Here is a 23,309-nt window from a genome sequence, read left to right on the forward strand (position 1 = left end):
GCTCCCGCTTTTCTTTTCGACCGAGCCATGTCCGATTCTACCTTCCTGATGTACCTGCTGGCACTGGCCGGCGCCTTTTTATTGCCCGGCCCCGACATGGCGCTGGTGCTGGCGACGGGCGCCGCGCGCGGCGTGGCCACGGCGCTGGTGACGGCACTGGGTATCGCCGGCGCGCGCGCCGTCCATGTGGCGCTGTCGGGCGCGGGCCTGGCGGCATTGATGGTCACGCATCCGCAAGCCTTGCAGTGGGTCAAATGGGCGGGCGCCGCGTATCTGCTGTACCTGGCGCTGCGCCTGCTGCAAACGGCCCTGTCCGCCAAAACGGCCCAGGAAACCGCCGCCCCCGCCACGGCGCACAGCGCCCGTGCCAGCTTGGTGCGCGGCTTCCTGACGAATCTGCTCAATCCGAAGGCGCTGCTGTTTTGCAGCATGTTCCTGCCGCAGTTCGTCATGGGCAGCGACAGTGTCGGCATGCAATACCTGCGCCTGGGCGCCATCCTGGTGCTGACGGGCTTGCTGTTCGATGCCATCTACGCCGTGCTGGCCGCGCGTCTGGCGCGCCGCCTGCGCGGCAAACCTTCGCCTTACGGCAAGTTCGTGCTGCCCACCGTCTTCGTCTTGCTGGCGGGACGGCTGGTGCTGGGCTGAACTGTCAGCGGCAGCGGCGCGCCGCCGTCAAAAAAGGCGGGGTAGTCCCGCAGCAAGCCCCGCTCCAGATCGTTGACCTTGCGAAATTGCCGCAGGGCCGGCGCCATGGCCCGCCCCGCATCCCAGCTGCGCCAGGCATTCGGCGCATCGAATTGTGCCAGCAAGGCGTCGCCCAAGTCCTGGTACACGGCCGCCATCTGCGGTTTTGCCTGCAGCACTTGCAGATACAAGGCCGTCGCTTGCGGCCATTGCCCCAGCTTGGCGCGCAGATTTCCTTCGAACAGGGCCAGCACCGGCTGTTCCAGCCCCATTTGCTTCCTGGATGCCTGCACGCCGGCCAGCGCGTCCTCGATGCCTTCCTTGTCCTTGGCCATCAATCCCCGCGTCAAATCGTGGATGGGCTGGCATGCCTGCATCGCCAGCTGCTGCTGGGGCGTGAGCTTTTCCACCAGCGCGCCCGTGGAAAAATGGTCTTCCAGCATGGTCAAAAAAGCCTCGAAGGGCTGGTCGGCGGCAAACAGCTTTTCCGCTTCGTCCCGCAGCGCAGGGTGGGCCTGGGGTCCCGGCGGCGGTAACAGCGCCGCCTGCGCCAGCACGCGCTCGAGCGGGGGCGCATCGGCCGCCAGCGGACGGGGCCGGTAGGCGGCCAGGGAATACGTGGCGGGCGCGCCCGCCGTCATGGCACTGATGCGGAACTGCCGCGTCACCGTGCCGCCCACCTCCTGGTAGTGCAAGGTGAAGTCGGCGGGAATGCGCTTGCCATCGGCCAGCATCTTCAGCAGCAGCGGATGGCCGCCCCAGGTGTAGCGCAGGTACTGGGCAAAGGCCGTGGCGTCGTCGCCGCTGACGGGGCTGCCGGTAATTCCCAGGCGCAGCAAGGGCTGCCCGTCGAGCGACCACAGCACGGCGCCGTCGAGCACTTGCGGCTGCAGAGCGCCGCGCCGCCTTGCCGCCGGCACGGACAGCGATTGCTCCTCGTACACGGGCGGCGTGACGTGGCCCTGCTGGCCACCCGCCTGGAGCGCGCCAGCCACGATTTGGCGGTGCGCGATCTCGATATGGCGGAAGCCCGCCACGTCGAACAGCGAATACGTGTCGTAGGTGGACGCCGCCATATCGACCGCGTGGCGGCGGCGCGTGGCAAAGTCGAGCACGGACAAGCGCTTGCCATCGCGTACGCTCAGGTAATGGGGGCCCAGAACGACATCGCTTTCCTGCGTATCGCGCGGGGGCAGGCTGGTTTTCACGCCGGGCTGGTTGACGCGCTCGGTAGTCACCGTGACGTGGAACGCGACGCTGGCCTGGGCTGCACTGGCGCCCAGGAAAAGGATGGCGGCCACGCTGGCGCGGCGCAAGGCAGGATCAAGGGGCATGGGGAATGATGCGGTGAAGAAATACTGATTCTAAGGCAAAGCACGCGTTTGTCCCGTTTGACTGGCAGCATAAAAAAAGACAGCCGCAGCTGTCTTTTTGTTTTACCTCAACAACGATTACGACATGTGCTGGCCGCCGTTGATCGAGATGTTGGCGCCCGTGACGAATGCTGCCTCGTCGGAAGCCAGGTAGGCCACCAGGCCGGCCACTTCTTCCGGCTTGCCCAGGCGCGCCATCGGAATTTGCGGGATGATTTTGCTGTCGAGCACTTCCTGCGGAATCGCCATGACCATCTTGGTGCCGATATAGCCTGGCGAGATGGTGTTGACGGTGACGTTCTTGCGCGCCACTTCCAGCGCCAGCGACTTGGTGAAACCATGCATGCCGGCTTTCGCGGCCGCATAGTTGGTCTGGCCGAAAGCGCCCTTCTGGCCGTTCACGGACGAAATATTGATGATGCGGCCCCAGCCGCGCTCCACCATGCCGTCGCAGACGGGCTTGGTCATGTTGAAGACGGAATCGAGGTTGGTGCTCATCACGGCATCCCAGTTCGTCTTGTCCATCTTCTTGAACGTCATGTCGCGCGTGATGCCGGCGTTATTCACCAGCACGTCGACGGGACCGATTTCCGCTTCCACGGCCGCCACGCAGGCCGCGGCCGAATCGTAGTCAGCCACGTCGCACGGATACGCCTTGAAGTCGTAGCCCATGTCCTTGGTTGTCGCCAGCCATTCCGCGACCTTCGGATTGCCCGGGGAATAGGTCGTCACCACGCGATAGCCGAGCGCCGCCAGCTTGAAACACACCGCTTCGCCCAGACCACCCATGCCACCAGTTACCAATGCAACTCTTGCCATTTTCATCCCCTCAGTGTCGTTCTATTGCTAAAAAGTTAATAATTTAAATACACTAGCCCGAAAGCGCCGCGTGACGTCGGCGTACCGCACCCAGTCGTCACGCACTGCGCGCGACGCCTGGGTTCGGCGCTAGCAATTAATCCCGTTCGATCGCGAGGGCAACACCCATGCCGCCGCCGATGCACAATGCGGCCAGGCCTTTCTTGGCGTCGCGGCGTATCATTTCGTGGATCAGGGTGACCAGGATGCGCGCACCGGACGCGCCGATCGGGTGGCCGATGGCGATCGCGCCGCCGTTCACGTTGATCTTGCTGGTATCCCAGCCCATTTCCTTGTTGACGGCAATCGCTTGCGCGGCAAACGCTTCGTTGATTTCCATCAGGTCCAGCTCTTCATGCGTCCAGCCGGCTTTTTTCAGGCACAAGCGCGAGGCGGAGACGGGGCCCATGCCCATGACGGCCGGATCCAGGCCCGACGACGCGTAAGCCTTGATGCGCGCCAGCGGCTTCAAGCCCAGTTCTTTCGCTTGCGAAGCGGACATCATGATGACGGCGGCGGCGCCATCGTTCAGGCCCGAGGCATTGCCGGCAGTAACCGTGCCATCCTTGGCGAACGCGGGGCGCAGGCCGGCCAGCGAATCCAGGGTCGAGCCGGGCTTGATGTATTCATCGCTGTCGAAAACGACGGTGCCTTTTTTATTCGCGATTTCCAGCGGCAGAATTTCATCCTTGAACTTGCCCGCTTTTTGCGCCGCTTCCGCCTTCAGCTGCGACTGCAGCGCGAATTCATCCTGCTCGGCGCGCGTCACTTCGTATTTCTTGGCGACGTTTTCCGCCGTGATGCCCATGTGGTACTGGTTGTACACGTCCCACAGGCCATCGACGATCATGGTGTCGATCATCTTGAAGTCGCCCATGCGGAAACCGTCGCGCGAGCCGTTCATCGCGTGCGGCGACGCGCTCATGTTTTCCTGGCCGCCGGCAATGATGATATTGGCGTCGCCGCACTTGATCGCTTGCGCCGCCAGGTGCGTGGCCTTCAGGCCGCTGCCGCACACCTTGTTGATGGTGAATGCCGGGATGGCGCTGGGCAAGCCAGCCTTGATCACGGCCTGGCGCGCGGCGTTCTGGCCGACAGCGGCCGTCAGCACCTGGCCCAGGATCGCTTCGCCGATCAGGTTAGGGTCGATGCCGGTTTGTGCCAGCAAGCCCTTGATTACATGCGCGCCCAGTTCGGACGCAGGAATCTTGGCCAGGCTGCCACCGAATTTGCCGACTGCGGTACGGCCGGCGGCCACGATTACGACATCATCCATTTATTTCTCCGATATGCAGGCCACGAGGGCCAGGGTCAAGGTATTAATACAATCCAGTGTATCCGGGAAGACGCAGCACGCTGCGTTTCATTCTAGCGCGGCATGCGCCGCAGTTCCAGCGCCTCACCGCAGGCGGCGGCGATGACAGCCTGCTTGCGGTGGCGGCGGGCAACCTGGCGCGGCGGATAGCCGCTGCCGGGCCGCAAAACGCTCAGGCCTGGCGAGCAGGACGCGTGTTTTTATTTTTATCATACCCTTCATCGGCGCCGCCGAAAGTGGTTTTTAGAAAATTATTGAAGGGAATAATCAGGGGTACGGGGGTTTGCTTTACCACCTGCAACAACTCGCCAAATTTTTGACGCGACGCAGCAAACTCACCCTTTGTCACAGTGTCGAATTTCTCCTGGGTTTCTTGAGCAACATCCTTTGCCTGGCGGCCATATGCACCGATGCGTTCGATGGCCAGCTGCGACTGCGTGCGCGACAGTTGCAGCAGCGCTTGCGGGTCCTTCACGGACAGCAGCTGATTACCCGCTACCGTAGCGGCCGCCAGCGCCGCGCGGGCCGCATCGATCTGCAAGTCCAGCACGCTGGCACCGCTGTCGACGGCGGCCTGGGCATACGCTTGCGCAGCGATCAATTGTGCTTCCGCCACGGCCTTGCCGGCCAGTGCCCATTGTTCGGAAAATGAAAACATGTCGTTCCTCCCCAAAGAGTAGGCGGCGCCATGTTGCGCCGCACAGTACTCAACTGTAAGCGGTGGTTCATTGCTGAACCTTGATATTTATCAAACTTTCCTGTTGGTTTGTTTCCAACTCAACGTTGATCAGGACAACAACTTGATACCATCGAGCGTAGCCGCGCACTGCTCGCGTATCACGCTGACGAAATCGCGCACATAGGCCTTGTCCTGCAACGGCTCCGGCACGGACACATACAAATCGCTCCACAAACCGTGCTCGCCCACCGGGCGCGCCACCACATAATCGTAATCGACGTAATTCTTGATGGCCCAGTTCGGCAAGGCGGCGATGCCGCGCCGGCTCGCCACCAATTGCAGCACGGCCACCGTCAATTCGGCCGTGCGGCGTTCAAACGCGATGCCGGCGGGCTTCAGCACTTCACGGATCAGGTCGATGCGCTCTTCCGGCACCGGATAGGTAATCAACGTCTCGCCTGTAAAGTCGGCCGCCGCGAGCCGGCGCTGCGCCTGCAGCCGGTGCTTCTGCGCCATCACCACCAGCATTTCAAAGCGGAACAGGGGAAACACGGTGAAATCGGGGCCGTACGGCGAGCCGATCACGAGATCCGCCTCGCCCGAGCGCAGCAAGTCGGCCGGCTCGCCGTGAAAGCCCGACACCAGATCGATTTCCACTTCCGGCCAGCGCTGACGGAACGCATCCATCACGGGCATGAGCCAGTCGAAACAGGTATGGCATTCGAGCGCCACCCTCAACTGCCCCTTGTCGCCCTGAGACAAACGCGCCACGTCGCGCTCGGCCAGCTCGATCTCGGGCAAGAGCTTGTCGGCCAGGGCCAAGAGCCGGCTGCCCGTGGCCGTAAACGCGATCGGCACCGACTTGCGTTCGAACAAGGGCGCGTTATAGCGCTCTTCCAGCAAACGGATCTGGTGCGACAGCGCCGATTGGGTCAGATTCAGCAATTGCGCGGCGCGCACCAGGCTGCCGGAGGAACGCAGGGCACTCAGGGTGCGCAGGTGGCGGATTTCTAGCATTGGAAAAGTGAGATCTGTACGTGAATGATTTTCATGTTATTCAGAAAAATGTTTCGTTTTTATTATAGATCAAGTTGCCGCACACTCTAGCGCATTCACATTAAATCTCGATGACATCATGCCCATTCGTCCCCGCAGCCTTGGCTTTCCCCGTATCGGCGCCGCGCGCGAAATGCAACTGGCGCTGGAAAGCCACTGGCGCGGCGAGATGTCCGAGGCGGCCCTGGAAGCGACGGCTCAGCAATTGCGCGCGCGCCACCGGGCGCAGCAAAGCGATACCGGCCTGGCCTACGTCACCGTGGGCGACTTCGCCTTTTATGATCAGGTGGCCAGCCATATTCAGCTGTCGGGCTGTGGATTACCGCGAACGTCGACATGATGCGCTTGCTGCAAAAAACCCGCGCCGTGATGCCGCCAGTCCATTTATGGGGCAACCCGGACTGCGGCTTGAAGACGCGCGGCATGATCCAGAACAGCGCCGCCAGGGCGCATGCACGGCGGCTTGCAAAGCGGCGCAGCGGTTTTTCGAGGCGCCGCCCGTTTTTTTTGACATGAAGTAGGTATTGCTCTGCGGAATAGCATGCACCAGGCCCCTGACGCTGATTTTTTTGCAGTAGAATGCAAGAAATTTACTGCTCCCATTGTTGCCGTACGGAACATCTGGCCTGCCGCAGTTTCACCTTGATTAAATGTTTATGTCCAAAAGCCCGTCGCAGAAGCCTATCGAAATCAAGATTTCCACCGTCGTTGCTGTCTCCGCCATTATGCATAGCGCCGATACGCAGGCACTCGATGCCGCCTTGCGCGACATGACGGGAGGCGTGGCGGACTTTTTCGAGGACGACCTGGCCGTGCTGGACGTGGCGGCCTTGCCGCCCGGCAGCGTGCCCATCGACTGGGCCGCCCTGGTGGCCCTGCTGAAAAAATACCGTTTGAATGCCGTGGCCGTGCGCAATGCGCCGGCCGACATGCATGACGCCATCCTGGCGCAAGGCTTGAGCCTCGACAGCGGCAAGACGCGCGACGATGCCCCGCCCAAGGATGGCCCCAAGGATACGCCCACGGCGGCGGCCCAGTCGGGCGCCGACGCCCAGGTGATGGTGATCGACACGCCCGTGCGGGCAGGCCAGCGCATTTATGCGCGCGGCTGCGACCTGATCATCACCGCCGTCGTCAACAATGGCGCCGAAATCATCGCCGACGGCAGTATCCACGTGTATTCCTCGCTGTACGGCCGCGCGCTGGCCGGCGCCTCGGGCAATCCTCAGGCGCGCATCTTCGCGCTGGCCATGGAACCGGAACTGGTCTCGATCGCGGGCGTGTACCGCACGTTCGAGGATGGTTTCCCTGCGGAAATGGCGCGCGGACCCGCGCAAATTCGTTTGGCTGGAGACAGAATCGATATACACTCTGTCAATCCGGTCACTCCCGTGAACCGCTCTTAAGCTGCACAATTCAAGAGATATCTGAAAAGGATTATTTGTGGCAAGAATTATTGTTGTGACGTCCGGCAAGGGCGGTGTCGGCAAGACGACCTCTAGCGCCAGTTTTTCCACTGGCCTGGCCATGCGCGGCCACAAGACAGCCGTGCTCGACTTCGACGTGGGCCTGCGCAACCTCGACCTGATCATGGGTTGCGAGCGCCGCGTGGTCTACGACCTGATCAATGTGATCAACAAGGAAGCGACCCTGAACCAGGCCCTGATCAAGGACAAGCACTGCGACAACCTGTTCATCCTGCCCGCGTCGCAGACGCGCGACAAGGATGCCTTGTCGGAAGAAGGCGTGGAACGCGTGTTGAACGACCTGATCAACATGGGTTTCGAGTTCATCATCTGCGATTCGCCGGCCGGCATCGAGCATGGCGCGCTGATGGCGCTGACGTTCGCCGACGAAGCCATCATCGTCACCAACCCGGAAGTGTCGTCGGTGCGCGATTCGGACCGCATCCTCGGCATCCTGCAAGCCAAGTCGCGCCGCGCGCAGACGGGCGGCGAACCGGTCAAGGAACATTTGCTGATCACCCGCTACTCGCCGAAACGCGTGGAATCGGATGAAATGCTGTCCTACCAGGACGTGCAGGAAATCCTGCGCATCCCGCTGGTGGGCATCATTCCGGAATCGGAGCAAGTGCTGGCCGCCTCGAACCAGGGCAATCCGGCCATCCATTTCACGGGCACGGACGTGGCGCAAGCCTATGAAGACGTGGTCTCGCGTTTCCTCGGCGAAGAAGTCGAGTTGCGCTTTACCAACTATGAAAAGCCTGGATTACTCCAGCGCATTTTTGGGGCGAAGTGATATGGCCTTGCTTTCTTTCCTCTTCCCCCCCAAGCCGAAGACGGCCACCGCGGCCAAGGAACGCCTGCAGATCATCATCGCCCGCGAACGCAGCGGACGCGATGGTCCCGACTTCCTGCCCGCCCTGCACAAGGAATTGATCGCCGTCATTTCCAAGTACACCAAGGTGAATGCCGACGACATCAAGATCTCGCTGGACCGCCAGGGCAACCTGGAAGTGCTCGACGTCAACGTGGTGCTGCCGGACGCGTAAGCCCTGATCCAGCCTACTCCGGCCTGACCGTGAGCAATTCCTGCGCCACCGCGGCGCAGGCGTTCACGTGCTGGTTGCCGATCTGGCGGAACACGGCGTAGCCGATGGCTGCCGCCACCGCCTGGCCGGCAAACGGCACGAAGCGCGCCACCTGCTTGGTGGCAATCTTGACGCCACTGCGCTTGAGCAGATGGAGGATCAGTTCGCGCGATACCAACTTTCCCACCAGCATGCCCCCCATGCCCACCGCCGCGCGGTAGGCCATCATCTTGAACTGCGGGTTCAGGCGCTCGATCTGCTCGGGCGTCAGGCCGAATTCGTGGTTGATATCGTTGATCAGCATGGAAAACAGGCCCACGTCGGACATCAGGTCGACGCCGGGAATGGGAATGGCCGAGGCGCCGGCCGACATCATGGCGCGCCGCTGCACCAGGCGCCGGCAACGCTCGCGCACTTGCTCGATTTCGGCACGGCTGGCCGGTATCAGGGTCCAATCGGTAGTGCTCTTGTCTGGCATGGCCGTTTCTCCGCAGTAGGGGGTCGATGACCAAGTGTAACGTAAAGGGTCTGCCCTCCGATTTCACTGGACACAGTTGCAATCTCTGTTATATTTCACTTGAGCATTCCTTAACATTACGATAAGCAGAGCAGACCGTCTGTTTGTTGCTACACACTCCAGCCAATTATGCGAATTGCCGTACTCGATAGCGACCATAGCCAGGCAGAACTGATCTGCCAGGTGCTCACCGCCGCCGGCCACGCTTGCCACGAGTTTCAGAGTGGCAAGGAAATGCTGGGGCAGCTGCGCAAGGACAGTTGCGACATGCTCATCCTCGACTGGCATGTAAGCGATCTGGACGGTGCGGAAGTCTTGCGCCGCGCCCGGGAAAAACTGGCGCCGAAGGCGCCCGTGTTGTTTATGACCAACAGTTCCGGCGAAGACGACGTGGTGGCGGGCATGACGGCCGGCGCCGACGACTACATGATCAAGCCCTTGCGGCGCAGCGAACTGACCTTGCGCACCCAGGCGCTGCTGCGCGTGGCCTACCCGGCCCAGAACGGCGCCGAGTACTTGCAATTCGGTCATTACCTGTTTGAAACCCGCCCCGGCCGCCTGCTGCGCGATGGCGAAGTGCTCGACGTGACGCACAAGGAATTCGCCCTGGCGCTGCTGTTTTTCCGCAACCTGGGCCGTCCCCTGTCGCGCGCCTACATCCACGAAGCCGTCTGGCAGCGCGACACGGCCCTGCCCTCGCGCACCATGGATACCCACGTCTCGCGCGTGCGCAACAAGCTGCAGCTGAAACCGGAACACGGCTACAGGCTGGTGCCCGTCTACAGCTACGGTTATCGCCTGGAAAAACTGGGCGGCTGAACGGCGGCAAACGGCTGACCTGCTCAAAGCGCGGGCACAAAGCGTTATAATGTCGCCATAAGTCATCCAACAGCCCTGAAATGCAACTGCTCGCCGTCGGCCTCAACCATACCACCGCCCCAGTGTCGCTCCGCGAACAGCTGGCGTTTGCGCCTGAGCACCTGGGCCAGGCGGTGATGGCGGCGCGCACCTGGTTCCAGCGCATCGACTTGCGCGACAACGACGAAGCGGCCATCCTCTCGACCTGCAACCGCACCGAACTGTATGCGGCCAGCCACGTGCCCAATCCGCTCGACGCGGGCGCGCATTTCCTGGCCGACTACCACCAGCTCAATTACAGCGAGCTGCGCCCCCATCTGTATATGCTGCCGCAGCACGATGCCGTGCGCCACACCTTCCGCGTCGCCTCCGGGCTCGACTCGATGGTGCTGGGCGAAACGCAGATCCTCGGGCAGATCAAGGATGCCATCCGCACGGCCGACGAGGCGGGCGGCCTGGGCACGTATCTGCACCAGCTGTTCCAGCGCAGCTTTTCGGTGGCCAAGGAAGTGCGCAGCAGCACGGAAATCGGCGCCCACAGCGTGTCCATGGCGGCCGCCGCCGTGCGCCTGTCGCAACGCATCTTCGACAAGGTCGCCGAGCAGAACGTGCTGTTCATCGGCGCCGGCGAAATGATCGAATTGTGCGCCACGCACTTTGCGGCGCAAAACCCGAAAAGCATCACCATTGCCAACCGCACCATGGAGCGGGGCGAGGAGCTGGCGCACCGCTTCAACGGCAAGGCCATCCGCCTGGCGGACCTGCCGGAGCAGCTGCACCAGTTCGACATCGTCATCTCGTGCACGGCGTCATCGTTGCCGCTGCTGGGCCTGGGCTTGGTCGAGCGCGCCATCAAGGCACGCCGCCACAAGCCCATGTTCATGGTCGACCTGGCCGTGCCGCGCGACATCGAAGCCGAAGTGGGCCGTTTGAACGACGTCTTCCTGTACACGGTCGACGACCTGGGCAAGGTCGTGCAAACGGGCCTGGAAAGCCGGCAGGCGGCCGTGGCGCAAGCCGAGTCCATCATCGAGACGCGTGTGCAATCCTTCATGAGCTGGGTCGACGACCGCGCCATGGTGCCCGTCATCCAGCATCTGCATGAAAACAGCGAATCCTTGCGCCTGATGGAAGTGGAGCGGGCGCGCAAGATGCTGGCCAAGGGCGCCGACATCGACGCCGTCCTCGAAGCGCTGTCGAAAGGCTTGACGGCCAAGTTCCTGCACGGTCCGCAGCAGGCGCTGCACCATGCGCAGGGCGACGAGCGCAAGCAGCTCGTCACCCTCCTGCCAAAACTGTTCCGCCCGCGCCGTTAGCGCAGCCCCGCTGGCCGCCCGCGCGGCTACCCTTGCCCGCCTGCCGTAGCTGCAGGACCTGCATTACCCCATCACTCTTTTACCGCGAATCGCTATGAAACCATCCATGCTGGCCAAACTCGATCAACTGGCGAACCGCCTGGTCGAACTCGACGAACTGCTGATGCATCCGGACGCCACGTCGAACATGGACAGCTACCGCAAGATGACGCGCGAGCATGCCGAACTGGGCCCGCTGGTGGCCCTGTACCGTTCCTACCAGGAAGCGGGCAACGATATCGCCACCGCACAAGAGATGCTGGGCGATCCGGACATGAAGGAATTCGCCCAGGAAGAGATCGAGGCGGCCAAAGCCACCATGGCGCAGCTCGAGCGCGAATTGCAGACCATGCTGCTGCCGAAGGACGTCAATGACGAGCGCAATATCTTCCTGGAAATCCGCGCCGGCACGGGCGGCGATGAATCGGCCCTGTTCGCCGGCGATTTATTGCGCATGTACACGCGCTTTGCCGAGCGCAACCGCTGGCAGGTGGAACTGGTGTCCTCGTCCGACTCCGACCTGGGCGGCTACCGCGAAGTGATCGTGCGCGTGGTCGGCAATGGCGCGTATTCGAAGCTGAAATTCGAGTCGGGCGGCCACCGCGTGCAGCGCGTGCCGGCCACGGAAACGCAGGGCCGCATCCATACCTCGGCCTGCACGGTGGCGGTGATGCCGGAAGCGGACGAAGTGGAAGACGTCAACATCAACCCGGCCGACCTGCGCATCGACACCTACCGCGCCTCGGGCGCCGGTGGCCAGCACATCAACAAGACGGATTCGGCCGTGCGCATTACCCACTTGCCGACCGGCATCGTGGTCGAGTGCCAGGACGACCGCAGCCAGCACAAGAACAAGGCGCAAGCGATGAAAGTGCTGGCCGCGCGCATCAAGGACGTGCAATTGCGCGAGCAGCAGTCGAAGGAAGCGGCCACGCGCAAGAGCCTGATCGGCTCGGGCGACCGCAGCGAACGCATCCGCACCTATAACTTCCCGCAAGGCCGCCTGACGGACCACCGCATCAACCTGACCTTGTACAAGCTCGACTTCATCATGGATGGGGATTTGACGGAATTGACGAATGCGCTGGCGGCAGAACACCAGGCGGAGCTGCTGGCGGCGCTGGGAGACTAAATGCTGGCGCCGTTGTGTCGGCTTACGCTGCGCTAAGCCGACCTACACTCCTTTTTAAAGCGCCCAGCCAGATCCAGTTGTAGGTCGGCTTAGCGCACGGCGCGTAAGCCGACAGCTTTAAGTAGCGGCTAAGCAATAAAAATCCGGCCTTGTGCGAAAATGACCAGCTCGATTCCATCCACCTCACCGTATCGCCCATGAAAAATTCACGCACCGTCCTCCTGCTGACCGCCGCCCTGTGTTTCCTGATGCTGGGCGTGGCCATGTATTTGCAGCATGCCATGAACATGGCGCCGTGCCCGCTGTGCGTGATCCAGCGCTACCTGTTCCTCGCCATCGGCATCGCCTGCCTGGCGGGCGCCGCCGCCAACCGTCCGAAAATCGGCGCGGGCGTGGGCTTGCTGGCGGCCCTGGGCGGCCTGGGCGTGGGCGCCAAGCATTTGTACGTGCTGGCCAACCCGGGCTTTTCGTGCGGCATCGACCCGGTGGAAACGGCGCTGAACAAGATCTTCACGGCCGAACTCATGCCCTTCATGTTTGAATCCTATGGCGCTTGCGAAAACGCCGGCGAGCCGTTTTTTGGCCTGTCGATCCCGCAGTGGGCCTTCGCCTGGTTCGCCATCTTCGCCATCGCCATGCTGTGGACTTTGCTGCGCCGCAAACAATAATCAATTATCTATGCCAGAAACACTGATCCCCGCCGGCAGCACTGTCGGCGCCCTGCAAATCCGTCCGCTGCTCGATCCGCTCGACAACCGCATCCTGCTGGGGCACGCGCTGGGCCTGTCGCGCGTAAGCCTGATCACGCAATCGGAGCGTGTGCTCACTGCCGCTGAAACCGAACGCCTGTCGGGCTTGCTGGCGCGCCGCCTGCAAGGCGAGCCGGTCGCCTACATCGTCGGCCAGCGCGAATTTTTCGGCCTGCCCTTCGAAGTCAACGACGCCGTGCTGATCCCCCGCCCCGACACGGAAGTGCTGGTGGAACTGGCCCTCGAGCGCCTGCCACCGGGCGGACGGGTGCTCGACATGGGCACGGGCAGCGGCGCCATCGCCGTCGCGCTGGCGCACACGCGGCCCGACGCCGTCGTCACGGCGCTGGACGTCAGCAGCACGGCGCTGGCCGTGGCGCGCCGCAACGCCAGCGCCAACGGCGTCAACATCACCTTCATGGCCAGCGACTGGTTCGAAGCGCTGGGCACGGAAAAGTTCGACCTGATCGTCTCGAATCCCCCGTACATTGCCAGCGGCGACCGCCACCTGGCCGAAGGCGATTTGCGCTTCGAGCCGGCGGGCGCGCTGACCGACCATGCCGATGGCCTGTCGGCCCTGCGCACCATCGTTGCCGGCGCCGCCCGCCACCTGGCGTCCGGCGCCTGGCTGCTGATGGAACACGGCTACGACCAGGCGGCCCAGGTGCGCGAACTGCTGGCCGCTGCCGGCTACAACAAGGTGCAAAGCTGGCGCGACCTGGCCGGCATCGAACGAGTCAGCGGCGCCCGCCTGGGCTGACCGCCACCTGCGCAATGCTTGACCCAGCGGCGCGCCAGATCCCCCGCAGTTTGTTAAAATATCAAGCGAATTCCTGACCGAAGCGCCGTCCCCGTTCCCCGGGGCGGACGCTGGCGACGCGGCGTTTTTTGGGCCGGCGCCGACGCATTTGCCAAAATTCGGTTAATCTCAGCACAAATTATTTATATGCTGCACAAGAAAGGAAGCTCAAATTGCCCAACCTGTTGACTCGCCGCCTGGCATTGCTGACCGAAGATGCCAACCGCGCGCTGCTGGGCGGCTTGCGCGGCATCGAGCGTGAAACCCTGCGCGTCGACCACGCCGGCCATCTGGCTTCCACGCCCCATCCCGCCGCCCTGGGCTCGGCGCTGACGCACCCTGAAATCACCACCGACTACGCCGAAGCGCTGCTCGAATTCATCACGCCGGCCGAAGCCGACATCGCCGTCACGCTCGACAAGCTCGATACCGTGCACCGCCATGCCTACAGCCGCCTCGGCGACGAATTGCTGTGGAGCCAGTCGATGCCGTGCCGGCTGCCGCCCGAGGAGGATATCGAGATCGCCAACTACGGCAGCTCGAACATGGGCATGCTCAAGCACGTCTACCGGCGCGGCCTGGCTTTGCGCTACGGCAAAGCCATGCAATGCATCGCCGGCATCCATTACAACTATTCGCTCGACGAACAGCTGTGGCAAGTGCTGGCCAGCCACCCGGACACCCGCGCCAGCGCGGCGCACGCAGCCGCCACGCCGAAAGACGTGCAGTCGGAAAGCTACCTGGCGACGATCCGCAACTTCCGCCGCTACAGCTGGCTGCTGATGTACCTGTTCGGCGCCTCGCCGGCCCTGTCCGCCGGTTTCCTGCGTGGCCGCGCGCACAAGCTCGACACCTTGTCCGACGACACCCTGTTCCTGCCCTACGCGACCAGCCTGCGCATGAGCGACCTCGGCTACCAGAACGACGCCCAGTCCGGCCTGCGCCCGCACGAAAACAGCCTTGATGATTACGTCAACGCGCTCACGCACGCCGTCAACGACCCGTATCCGCCGTACGCGGCGCTGGGCACAAAGCAGGATGGCGAGTGGATACAATTGTCCACCAACGTGCTGCAGATCGAAAATGAATACTATTCGACCATCCGCCCGAAGCGCGTGATCCGCACGGGCGAGCGCCCGATCCAGGCCCTGTGCCTGCGCGGCGTGCAATACATCGAAGTGCGCTGCATGGATGTCGACCCGTTCGAACCGGTCGGCATCAGCCTGGAAACGGGCCGCTTCCTCGACGCGTTTTTGCTGTTCTGCGCGCTCGACGACAGCGCGCCGATTTCTGCCGAGCAAAGCGCCTGCTACACGAACAATTTCGCCCGCACCGTCAAGGAAGGCCGCAAGCCGGGCCTGACCCTGCGCCGCGATGGCGAAGACATTCCCCTGCAAGCCTGGGGCGAGGAATTGCTGGCGCGTATCGCGCCCGTGGCGGCCTTGCTCGACGCGCGCCAGGGTGGCACGGCGCATGCGGACAGCCTGGGGGCGCAGGCCCGTAAACTGGCCGACGCGGACACGACGCCATCAGCCAAGGTGCTGGCCGAGCTGCGCGCCAACGGCGGCTCGTTTGCCGCCTTCGGCCTGCGCCAGAGCGAACGCCACGCCGCCTACTTCCGCGCGCATCCGCCCACACCCGAACAAAGCGCGTATTTCGACCAGCTGGCGGAAAGCTCGCTGGCCGAGCAGCGCGCCATGGAAGCGGCGCCCGCCGGCAGCTTCGACGACTTCGTCGCCGCCTACCGCGCCAGCACCCTGTGTTCGCACACCTGACCTTGCGCAAAACGCCCGATGCTGACCTTCTACAATGAATTGCACGGCCAGCACCGGGGCCGCTTCGAGATGTTTCGCGGCACCATGGTGCCCTGCTTCGAGACGCCCGAGCGGGCCGACATGGTGGTGGCCGAGCTGGGACGGCGCAACCTGGGCCGCATCGTCACGCCGCACGGCGTGCCGCTGACCTCGCTCGAGCGCATCCACACGCCCCGCTACCTGCATTTTTTGCGCCATGCCTGGCACGACTGGCTGGCACTCGACCCGGATAACGCCAACAAGGACGCCTTGCCGTCCGTGTGGCCCGTGCGCACCCTGCGCAGCGACATCGAACCGGACGACTTCACGGCCAAGCTGGGCCTGTACTCGATGGACAACGGCACGCCGCTGACGGCCGGCACGTGGACGGCGGCCAAGACGGGCGCCGACTGCGCCGTCAACGCGGCGCACGCGCTGCGCCTGGGCGAGCGGGCCACGTTTGCCCTGACGCGCCCGCCCGGCCACCATGCGGGCAGCGATTTCTTTGGCGGCTACTGCTTTCTGAACAACGCGGCCCTGGCCGCGCAGCATCTGCTCGACGACGGTGCCCGCAAGGTCGCCATCCTCGATATCGACTACCACCACGGCAACGGCACGCAAAGCATCTTTTACGCACGCGACGACGTGCTGTTCGCCTCGATCCACGCCGACCCGCGCGGCGAATATCCGTTTTACCTCGGTCACGCCGACGAGACGGGCAGCGGCGCGGGACTCGGCTACAACGTCAATCTGCCGCTGCCGGCCGGCACGTCCACAGCCAGCTGGTTCGCCGCGCTGGAAACGGCTTGCCTGCGCATCAATATGTATGCGCCCGACGCGCTGGTGGTCTCGCTCGGCGTCGACACCTTCGCGGGCGATCCGCTGTCGCACTTCGCCCTGCAAAGCGGCGACTACCTGCGCGTGGGCGAACGCCTCGCGCATCTGAACCTGCCCACCGCCTTCATCCTCGAAGGCGGTTATGCGGTCAAGGAAATCGGCATCAATGTCGTCAATGTGCTCGAAGGTTTTGAAACCGCGGAGTAGGCCGGTGGTGATGTCGGCTTACGCCCTGGCGGGCCTCGGCGGCTCCGCTAAGCCGACCTACATATTCCGAAACAAGGCCATGAACGGCTGGCTCACGGCCAGGGTTTCCGGCCGCGTTTTCAGACGCAGGGTGCCGCGCCCCACCTCGTCGCGCGTCACCGACGCCACCATCTTCATGTTGACGATGGTGGAGCGGTGGATCTGCTTGAAGATGGCCGGGTCGAGCACGTCGAGCAGTTCGCGGATCGGCTTGCGCAGCAGCGCCTCGCCATCGGCCGTCATGACGGCCGTATACTTGGTGTCGGACTGAAAATAGGCGATGTCTTCCACCATGATCAGGCGCGTATCCTTGCCGCTGCTGGCCGTCAGCCACACCAGCGGCGGCGACTTGGCGGCCGCCGGCAAGGCGCTGCGCAATTGCTGCAGCAGCCCGGCCAGGGCGCCATCGCCCGCCTGGACCTTGCCGGCCCGCGCCCGCACGCGCTGCAAGGTCGCCTGCAGGCGCTCGCGCGAAATTGGTTTCAACAGATAATCGACCGCGCCCTTGTCGAAGGCATCGATCGCGTACTGGTCGTAGGCCGTGACGAACACCACCTGCGTGGTGGGACTCGCCTCGAGCGCGCCGGCCGCCACTTCCAGCCCCGTCAGGCCCGGCATGCGGATGTCGAGGAAGGCCACGTCGGGCTTGCGCGTGGCGATGGCCTCGAGCGCCGTGCCGCCGTCGTCGCAGGCGGCGACGATGCGCAGTGCCGGCCACTCTTCGGCCAGCAGGGCCACGAGTGCCTCGCGCAGCAGGGTTTCATCCTCGGCGATGACGCAGCTCATCTCAGGCAGATGCATACGATACTCCTTGCGCCGTGCTGTCGGGTACTGTGATGGTGGCCGTCACGCCATCGGGGAAATTGGCGACGATGGCAAACGCAGCCGCATTGCCGTAGGTCAGCCGCAGGCGCTCGCGCACATTGCGCAGACCAATGCCCGTGCCGGCGCCGTCGTCGCTGAAACCCTTGCCGTCGTCGGCCACCGTGACGATCACCGTGCCATTGCCGCTGCGCGCCATGATCCAGATGGTGCCGCCGCCGCTTTTCGGCTCCAGGCCATGCTTGATGGCGTTTTCCACCAGTGTCTGCAGCATCATCGGCGGCAGTTCCACCTGGCGCAGGTAGTGCGGCACCTCGATCTGCAGGTTCAGGCGCTCGCCCATGCGGATTTTCAGGATGTCGAGGTAGGCGCGCGCCCGTTCCAGCTCCGTGCCCAGGGTCGACATGGCTTGCTCCGTGCGCGGCAGCGAGTGGCGCAGATATAAAATCAGATTGCCCAGCATCGCGTCGGCGCGCACGGGGTCGCTGCGCGTGAGCAGCTGCGCACTGGCCAAGGTGTTGTACAGGAAGTGCGGCTCGACCTGTGCATGCAGCAGGCTCAGTTTGGCCACCGTGAGTTCCTTTTCCGTCACCGTCTGGCGCGCCTCGGCCTGCTCGCCGCGGCGGCGCTGCGCCACCCGGCGCGTCATCGCCCGCGTCACCGCTTCCGCATTTTCCAGGTTGCTGCCATGGTCGACGAGGAACCAGTCGGTCCAGGCATTGCGCGCCGGCTCGCAGATCAGGGTCACGCTGCCCGCCTCGCCATTCGGCGTGACGGTGGCGAGGATCTGGTTCGGCCGCGGCTCGAGGAAACCCAGCACGCGCATGCGGGGCAAGCCCGTGTGCGTATAGGGCGCCGCGCGGCGCACCCTGGCCTGCACCTGCAGGCTGTCGCGCGCGCTTTCGACCACTTCGCTGCCCGGCAGTTCGCGGATGGCCGCGTCGATCATGTCGAACGCCTCGCCCGCCTCGAACGGAATCTCGATCTGGCGCCGCTGGCGGCTCGACAGGGTGGCGGCATTGACGGCGCCGGCGATCAGGCGCACGCGCCGCACATGCGAAAACGCATTCGTGACGACGGCGCAGGCCAGCAGTGCACCGACGATGACAAAGAAGTCTTCCGTGTGTCCAAAAATATGGCGCAGGAAGTTCTCGACCAGGATCGCCATGGCGATGATGTAGGTGAGCATCGTGGCCAAGGTGAGGCGAAGGATAAAGAAGAGGCTGGTCATGGTTTTTCCCTGGAACGTAGAAGTGGGCCAAGAATAGCAATCGGCGCCAACGGCGGTGGCCATTATGCGATGGAAGCCCGGTAGTGGCGACAAAGGCAAGAAAATAAAGCATAAATATGCGCCGCCCCGAAATAAAATCGCTTGCAATTAAATAGCGCACGATATATATTGAGCACATGGACGCCGGAATTGCTTTTTCAGACGGACATCCTGGGGTCACGGCCCACGAAACAAGTAGCACACTATTTAGTAGCCACCTATTTATCTACCTAAAGGAAACCATCATGTCGATCAAACAAGTCCTGTACCGCGCTCAAGCCACCGCCACCGGAGGCCGCGAAGGCCGTGCCGTCTCGTCCGACAATGTGCTCGACGTCAAGCTGACCACGCCCAAAGAACTGGGTGGCAATGGCGCCGTCGGCACCAATCCGGAACAGCTGTTCGCCGCCGGCTACTCGGCCTGCTTCATCGGCGCCATGAAATTCGTCGGCGGCCGCGACAAGATCGCCGTGCCGGCGGACCTGTCGATCGAAGGCAACGTCGGCATCGGCGCCATCGAGACGGGCTTCGGCATCGAAGTGGAGCTGAAAATCTCGCTGCCAGGCATGGAACGCGCCGCCGCCGAAGCGCTGGTCGCCGCCGCCCACATCGTGTGCCCCTACTCGAACGCCACGCGCGGCAATATCGACGTCACCCTGACGATCGTGTAATCCACGCTGCACGCACTGCAATATCCCCGGCCGAGCCTTGGCGCCGCCGGGGATTTTTGCTTTAGCGCAGCGCCTGCAGCAGCTGATCTGCCAGGGCCGGCGCCGAGGCGGGATTCTGTCCCGTGATCAATTCGCGGTCGACCACCACGTTGCTGCTCCACGGCGCCTGGTTCTGCACATACTGCGCGCCGGCCGCCTGCAAGCCCGACTGCGGATAGAACTTCATCGTCCCGCCCTTCAGCGCGCCCTGCGCCGCCGCCTCTTCCTGGTTGCTGATCACCGTCATGCGGTAGCCGTTGTAGATCCAGTCGGCCGGCTTGGCGGGCGTCCGGCCCGCTTCCAGCGCGGCCGTAAACTGTGCCGCCTGCGGCAGGGCCGACAGCAGGGCGATGGGACCATGGCACAGCAGCGCCGTCGGCTTGCCGTCCGCGTGGAACTGGCGCAGCAGCGCGCCCAGGCTGGCGTCCTTCAACAGGTCTTGCATGGGCGCGTGGCCGCCCGGCACCAGCACGGCTGCATAATGACCATAACCGATCTGCTCCACCCGTTTCAGGCTGATCACGGGCGAACGGCCCGGCACCGTCAGCGCCAGCTGCTCCAGCAAGGCCTTGTGCGCCGCATGGGCGGCCGCGTCGCCGCCAAAATAGGCGTCCGTATCCGAGCTGGCGTCCAGGGTCGGCGCCTGGCCTTGCGGCGTGGCGAACGTCACCGTGTGGCCCGCGTCGAGCAGCTTTTTCACGGGCTGCATCAGTTCATTGAGGTAAAAGCCCGTCTGGAAAACCTTGCCGTCGCGCAAGTCGAGGTGATTCGCATCCGACAGCACGACAAGGACCTCGGCCGCCTGGGCGCTGGAAAAGGCGGCGAGCAACAGGCTGCTGATCAGTAATTTTTTCATGGTGTGGCCTTTCTGTGGAGAGGACAGCAGCATATTCCGAATCAAAATACGGAAAAATGATGAATAATGCACAGCACTGATGCGGAATACGACCGAATGGAGCTGAGATGGATAAATTGCAGGCGATGCAGCTGTTTCGCCGCGTGGCCGAGCTGGGCAGCTTTCGCCGCGCGGCCGACGAACTGGACTTGTCGGCCTCGTACGTGAGCCGGCGCATCGGCCAGCTGGAGCAGGAACTGGGCGGGCGCCTGATGACGCGCACCACACGCCAGCTGGCGCTGACGGAAACGGGCGCCGCCTATCTCGAGCACTGCCGCAAGCTGCTCGACGAGCTGGCGCAGGCCGAAGACATGGTGGCCCATTCGACAGCGCACGTAACGGGCCGCCTGCGCATCAACGCGCCGCTGACCTTGGGCGTGGGCGAGCTGGCCGAAGGCCTGGCCGATTTCATGGCCGACTGGCCCGCGCTGCGCCTGGACGTCGACCTGAAGGATGAATATGTGGACCTGGCGGCGGCCAACTACGACCTGGGTTTCCGCGTCACCACCGCCCTCACCGATTCGAGCTATGTGGCGCGCCATATCCACGACTACCGCCTGCACATCTGCTGCGCGCCCGCCTACCTGGAGCGCCACGGCCCGTTGGCCGAACCCACGGACCTGACGCGCCAGCGCTGCTTCATCTACAGCCACGCCCTGTTCGGCAACCGCTGGCCGCTGCGCCATGCGGGGCCGCACAGCGACATCGAAGTGCCGAACTGGGTCCGCACGAACAACACGCTGTTCATGCGCAGCCTGATCCTGCGCGGCCTGGGCATCGGTATCCTGCCCACCTTTGTCTGCCGCGAGGAACTGGCCAGCGGCGCCCTGGTCGAGCTGTTCCCCGACGTCGAGCGCCCCAGCCTGGCGCTGTTCGCCATTTACCCGTCGCGCCAGCTGGTGGCGCCCCGCGTGACGCGCTGCATCGAACACCTGAAGCAGTGGTATGCGCAGCGCTATCCCACGCCGGCGCCGTGAAGCCGGTAAAATCACGGCCACTCTCACGCAAGGATGACCCATGATCAGCTGGCAATGGAACACGTTCGACGAACTCGGCCCCCACGATTTGTACCAGGTGCTGGCCTTGCGCCAGCGCGTGTTCGTCATCGAACAGCAGTGCATTTATCCGGATCTCGATGGCCATGACCAGCAGGCGATGCACTTGCTGGGCTGGCAAACGGTCGATGGCCAGCGCCGGCTGGGCGCCTACCTGCGCGTGCTGGCACCGGGCGCCAAGTATGTGGAGATGTCGCTGGGCCGTGTGCTGACGGCGCCCGAGGCGCGCACCACGGGCGCCGGCAAGCAGTTATTGCTTGAGGGCATAGCACGGGCCGAGCGCCAGCATCCGGGCCACGCCATCCGCATCGGCGCGCAGCACTACCTGGAACGCTTTTATCAATCCTTCGGCTTTGTCACCGTCAGCGCGCCGTATGACGAAGACGGCATACAGCACGTCGACATGCTGCGCGCGGAGCAAGCGGCATGACGACGGCCCTCATTTCCTGGAGCGGCGGCAAGGATTCCTGCCTGGCCCTGTGGCGCGCCCGCAACGCCGGCATGGACGTGCCGCTCTTGATCACGGCCATGGATGAAGATGGCCGCAAGTCGCGCTCGCACGGCGTGCCGCCCGAGCTGCTGGCGGCGCAGGCGGCCAGCCTGGGCGCGCGCCTGCAGCGCTATCACGCCAGCTGGGCCAGCTATGAAGAACAGTTCATCGCCATGCTGCGCGCGGCCAAGGCCGAGGGCATAGAGCACGCCATCTTCGGCGACATCGATTTGCAGCCGCACCGCGACTGGGAAGAAAAAGTCTGCGCGGTCGCCGGTCTGGCGGCGCACCTGCCCCTGTGGGGCGAAGCGCGGCGCGCGCTGGTCGACGAGTTCCTCGCCGCCGGCTTCAAGGCCATCGTCGTGTGCATCAATGGCCGGCATCTGCCGCGTGAATTTTGCGGGCGCGAGTTCGATGCCGCCTTCCTGGCCGACCTGCCGCCCGGCGTCGACGCCTGCGGCGAAAACGGTGAATTCCACACCTTCGTCTACGACGGCCCCGCCTTCAGCGCCCCGGTGGCGCTGCGCCGCACGCAAGTGCTGCAATATGATGCGCCGGCCAAGCTGGGCGGCGCCACGTATTACTTTCAGGAACTGGCCCCGCCTGAAGCGTAAAGGGGCCGCCAAAGCAAAAAGGGCGATTCCGTGGAATCGCCCTTTTCATGTGCGCTGCGCGTGCTTACTTTTTCGTCACGCTCACCAGCTTGATCTCGAACAGCAAGCCGGCGTAGCCGGGAATCTTCGGCGGGCTGCCCGCCTTGCCATAACCGAGGTCATACGGAATGGCCAGGGTGCGCGTGCCGCCGACCTGCATACCGACCAGGCCGCGGTCCCAGCCCAGGATGACCCGGCCGACACCCAGAGTGAAAGTAAAACCGCTGCCTGCCTGGCTCGCATCGAACTGCACGCCCTTGTTGCCCGGCTTGCTGGCGTCATACAGCCAGCCCGTGTAGGTCACCAGCAAGGTGTCGCCCGCCGCCGCCGCCGTGCCGGTGCCGGCGACCGTATCGGTAATGGTCAGTTCTTTCACTTGCGTATTCGGGTCGAGCACGACCGGTTTCTCGGTGTTGGCAGCGGCACCGCAAGCGGTCAGGGCCACGGCGCAAGCGAGGGTGGCGATCATTTGAAATACCGATTTCATGGTTTCCCTTTAAATATTGATGTGTGGCTCAGCCCGTACGGTGCGGACCAGTGCGAGCAGCAGTTTAACAGGAGTCGCGCAGCCAATTTGTAAGCAGACGTAAGCACGGCGGAAGATTGCGC

Annotated in this window: 25 protein-coding genes and 1 pseudogene; 16 read left to right on the top strand and 10 right to left on the bottom strand. The window is 63.7% G+C overall.

Going from position 1 to position 23,309, the window contains the following annotated elements; all coding sequences use genetic code 11:
* Positions 1 to 27: 27 nt before the first annotated feature.
* Entirely contained in the window at positions 28 to 648 is a 621-nt protein-coding gene (locus CBW66_RS05625; protein ID WP_230492176.1) for a LysE family translocator, read from the top strand.
* Here CBW66_RS05625 and CBW66_RS05630 read toward each other — a convergent pair.
* The 5 genes from CBW66_RS05630 to CBW66_RS05650 form a co-directional block, all read right to left on the bottom strand.
* A complete protein-coding gene (locus CBW66_RS05630) occupies positions 585 to 2,021 on the bottom strand; it encodes a hypothetical protein (RefSeq protein ID WP_139841582.1) in 1,437 nt (478 codons plus the stop codon). The two genes, CBW66_RS05625 and CBW66_RS05630, sit on opposite strands and share 64 nt — an antisense overlap.
* Before the next feature lie 117 nt (positions 2,022 to 2,138).
* On the bottom strand, positions 2,139 to 2,879 hold the full coding sequence (phbB, locus tag CBW66_RS05635) for an acetoacetyl-CoA reductase (RefSeq protein WP_086137253.1): 741 nt from the start codon (positions 2,877 to 2,879) through the stop codon (positions 2,139 to 2,141).
* A 136-nt stretch (positions 2,880 to 3,015) separates the two neighbouring features.
* Positions 3,016 to 4,194, bottom strand: a complete 1,179-nt coding sequence (locus CBW66_RS05640; RefSeq protein WP_070313086.1) for an acetyl-CoA C-acetyltransferase — start codon at positions 4,192 to 4,194, stop codon at positions 3,016 to 3,018.
* A 211-nt stretch (positions 4,195 to 4,405) separates the two neighbouring features.
* Positions 4,406 to 4,891 (bottom strand): phasin family protein, encoded by a 486-nt coding sequence (locus CBW66_RS05645; protein WP_086137254.1) that lies wholly within the window; start codon positions 4,889 to 4,891, stop codon positions 4,406 to 4,408.
* A 129-nt stretch (positions 4,892 to 5,020) separates the two neighbouring features.
* A complete protein-coding gene (locus CBW66_RS05650; protein ID WP_086137255.1) occupies positions 5,021 to 5,929 on the bottom strand; it encodes a LysR family transcriptional regulator in 909 nt (302 codons plus the stop codon).
* A gap of 118 nt (positions 5,930 to 6,047) precedes the next feature.
* Here CBW66_RS05650 and CBW66_RS05655 point away from each other — a divergent pair.
* The 4 genes and pseudogenes from CBW66_RS05655 to minE all read left to right on the top strand — a co-directional run.
* Positions 6,048 to 6,284, top strand: a pseudogene (locus CBW66_RS05655) (5-methyltetrahydropteroyltriglutamate--homocysteine S-methyltransferase); the annotation flags it as partial.
* A gap of 340 nt (positions 6,285 to 6,624) precedes the next feature.
* Positions 6,625 to 7,374: a septum site-determining protein MinC gene (minC, locus tag CBW66_RS05665; protein WP_086137425.1), complete on the top strand. Its 750-nt coding sequence runs from the start codon at positions 6,625 to 6,627 to the stop codon at positions 7,372 to 7,374.
* Between the two features lie 37 nt (positions 7,375 to 7,411).
* A complete protein-coding gene (gene minD, locus CBW66_RS05670) occupies positions 7,412 to 8,227 on the top strand; it encodes a septum site-determining protein MinD (protein WP_034752889.1) in 816 nt (271 codons plus the stop codon).
* A 1-nt stretch (position 8,228) separates the two neighbouring features.
* Positions 8,229 to 8,480, top strand: a complete 252-nt coding sequence (gene minE / locus CBW66_RS05675) for a cell division topological specificity factor MinE (protein WP_034752886.1) — start codon at positions 8,229 to 8,231, stop codon at positions 8,478 to 8,480.
* 13 nt (positions 8,481 to 8,493) lie between these two features.
* On the opposite strand, the gene CBW66_RS05680 is transcribed toward minE, so the two are convergent.
* A complete protein-coding gene (locus CBW66_RS05680) occupies positions 8,494 to 8,997 on the bottom strand; it encodes a hypothetical protein (protein WP_086137257.1) in 504 nt (167 codons plus the stop codon).
* 168 nt (positions 8,998 to 9,165) lie between these two features.
* Here CBW66_RS05680 and CBW66_RS05685 point away from each other — a divergent pair, with 168 nt between their 5' ends.
* The 7 genes from CBW66_RS05685 (at position 9,166) to CBW66_RS05715 (ending at position 16,766) form a co-directional block, all read left to right on the top strand.
* On the top strand, positions 9,166 to 9,855 hold the full coding sequence (locus CBW66_RS05685; protein ID WP_086137258.1) for a response regulator transcription factor: 690 nt from the start codon (positions 9,166 to 9,168) through the stop codon (positions 9,853 to 9,855).
* A gap of 80 nt (positions 9,856 to 9,935) precedes the next feature.
* Positions 9,936 to 11,210 (top strand): glutamyl-tRNA reductase, encoded by a 1,275-nt coding sequence (gene hemA / locus CBW66_RS05690; protein WP_086137259.1) that lies wholly within the window; start codon positions 9,936 to 9,938, stop codon positions 11,208 to 11,210.
* Positions 11,211 to 11,304: 94 nt separating this feature from the next.
* The gene (prfA, locus tag CBW66_RS05695) at positions 11,305 to 12,381 is read left to right on the top strand and encodes a peptide chain release factor 1 (RefSeq protein WP_086137260.1); all 1,077 of its coding nucleotides are present in this window, start codon (positions 11,305 to 11,307) and stop codon (positions 12,379 to 12,381) included.
* 197 nt (positions 12,382 to 12,578) lie between these two features.
* The gene (locus CBW66_RS05700; protein WP_086137426.1) at positions 12,579 to 13,049 is read left to right on the top strand and encodes a disulfide bond formation protein B; all 471 of its coding nucleotides are present in this window, start codon (positions 12,579 to 12,581) and stop codon (positions 13,047 to 13,049) included.
* A gap of 10 nt (positions 13,050 to 13,059) precedes the next feature.
* On the top strand, positions 13,060 to 13,890 hold the full coding sequence (prmC, locus tag CBW66_RS05705) for a peptide chain release factor N(5)-glutamine methyltransferase (protein ID WP_086137261.1): 831 nt from the start codon (positions 13,060 to 13,062) through the stop codon (positions 13,888 to 13,890).
* Positions 13,891 to 14,102: 212 nt separating this feature from the next.
* Positions 14,103 to 15,704 (top strand): glutamate--cysteine ligase, encoded by a 1,602-nt coding sequence (gshA, locus tag CBW66_RS05710; protein WP_086137262.1) that lies wholly within the window; start codon positions 14,103 to 14,105, stop codon positions 15,702 to 15,704.
* A gap of 18 nt (positions 15,705 to 15,722) precedes the next feature.
* Positions 15,723 to 16,766 carry a histone deacetylase family protein gene (locus CBW66_RS05715; protein ID WP_086137263.1) on the top strand — a complete coding sequence of 348 codons (1,044 nt, stop codon included), beginning with the start codon at positions 15,723 to 15,725 and terminating at the stop codon, positions 16,764 to 16,766.
* A gap of 57 nt (positions 16,767 to 16,823) precedes the next feature.
* Here the strand turns inward: CBW66_RS05715 and CBW66_RS05720 are convergent, their stop codons facing one another.
* A complete protein-coding gene (locus CBW66_RS05720) occupies positions 16,824 to 17,606 on the bottom strand; it encodes a LytTR family DNA-binding domain-containing protein (RefSeq protein ID WP_086137264.1) in 783 nt (260 codons plus the stop codon).
* Entirely contained in the window at positions 17,593 to 18,858 is a 1,266-nt protein-coding gene (locus CBW66_RS05725; protein WP_086137265.1) for a histidine kinase, read from the bottom strand. Before CBW66_RS05725 ends, CBW66_RS05720 begins: the two co-directional genes overlap by 14 nt.
* Positions 18,859 to 19,142: 284 nt before the next feature.
* Here CBW66_RS05725 and CBW66_RS05730 point away from each other — a divergent pair, with 284 nt between their 5' ends.
* Positions 19,143 to 19,568, top strand: a complete 426-nt coding sequence (locus CBW66_RS05730; protein WP_034752862.1) for an organic hydroperoxide resistance protein — start codon at positions 19,143 to 19,145, stop codon at positions 19,566 to 19,568.
* A 61-nt stretch (positions 19,569 to 19,629) separates the two neighbouring features.
* Here the strand turns inward: CBW66_RS05730 and CBW66_RS05735 are convergent, their stop codons facing one another.
* A complete protein-coding gene (locus tag CBW66_RS05735) occupies positions 19,630 to 20,463 on the bottom strand; it encodes a type 1 glutamine amidotransferase domain-containing protein (protein WP_086137266.1) in 834 nt (277 codons plus the stop codon).
* Between the two features lie 107 nt (positions 20,464 to 20,570).
* Here CBW66_RS05735 and CBW66_RS05740 point away from each other — a divergent pair, with 107 nt between their 5' ends.
* Genes CBW66_RS05740 through CBW66_RS05750 form a run of 3 tightly spaced genes read left to right on the top strand, consistent with a single transcriptional unit; the run spans position 20,571 to position 22,661 of the window.
* Positions 20,571 to 21,479, top strand: a complete 909-nt coding sequence (locus CBW66_RS05740; protein ID WP_086137267.1) for a LysR family transcriptional regulator — start codon at positions 20,571 to 20,573, stop codon at positions 21,477 to 21,479.
* A 40-nt stretch (positions 21,480 to 21,519) separates the two neighbouring features.
* Positions 21,520 to 21,987, top strand: a complete 468-nt coding sequence (locus CBW66_RS05745) for a GNAT family N-acetyltransferase (RefSeq protein ID WP_086137268.1) — start codon at positions 21,520 to 21,522, stop codon at positions 21,985 to 21,987.
* On the top strand, positions 21,984 to 22,661 hold the full coding sequence (locus CBW66_RS05750; RefSeq protein WP_086137269.1) for a diphthine--ammonia ligase: 678 nt from the start codon (positions 21,984 to 21,986) through the stop codon (positions 22,659 to 22,661). Before CBW66_RS05745 ends, CBW66_RS05750 begins: the two co-directional genes overlap by 4 nt.
* 64 nt (positions 22,662 to 22,725) lie before the next feature.
* Here the strand turns inward: CBW66_RS05750 and CBW66_RS05755 are convergent, their stop codons facing one another.
* Entirely contained in the window at positions 22,726 to 23,187 is a 462-nt protein-coding gene (locus CBW66_RS05755) for an FKBP-type peptidyl-prolyl cis-trans isomerase (RefSeq protein ID WP_086137270.1), read from the bottom strand.
* Between the last annotated feature and the right edge of the window lie 122 nt (positions 23,188 to 23,309).

It is taken from the genome of Janthinobacterium sp. GW456P (genome assembly GCF_002127655.1).
Lineage (GTDB): Bacteria > Pseudomonadota > Gammaproteobacteria > Burkholderiales > Burkholderiaceae_D > Janthinobacterium.